Here is a 341-nt window from a genome sequence, read left to right on the forward strand (position 1 = left end):
ATGCGCGGCCAGGAGTTCCTGATCGTGCTGGCGCTGGTGCAGCTGCCGGGCTTCGCGCTGGCGGCCTATGGCGTGGAACGCTGGGGCCGAAAGCCGACGCTGATCGGCTTCCTGCTGCTCAGCGCCCTGGGCTGCATGCTCTACAGCTTCGGCAGCGCAACAAGCGTGGTGGTCGGCTCGACCCTCCTGATGAGTTTCGCGCTGCTCGGCACCTGGGGCGCCCTGTACGCCTTCACGCCCGAAGTCTATCCGACCGACCTGCGCGCCTCGGGGATGGGAACGGCCGGCGCGGTCGCGCGCTTCGGCGGGCTGTTCGCGCCGGCCATCGTGGCGCCGGTGAT

Annotated in this window: 1 protein-coding gene; it reads left to right on the top strand. The window is 70.1% G+C overall.

Annotated features, from left to right (window positions below; all coding sequences use genetic code 11):
- A partial coding sequence (locus KVT32_RS29255) for an MFS transporter (protein ID WP_217619334.1) occupies positions 1 to 341 on the top strand: 341 nt, incomplete at both ends.

The sequence above is a fragment of the Achromobacter sp. GbtcB20 genome (assembly GCF_019091095.1).
In the GTDB taxonomy this organism is placed as follows: Bacteria; Pseudomonadota; Gammaproteobacteria; order Burkholderiales; family Burkholderiaceae_B; genus Achromobacter; species Achromobacter mucicolens.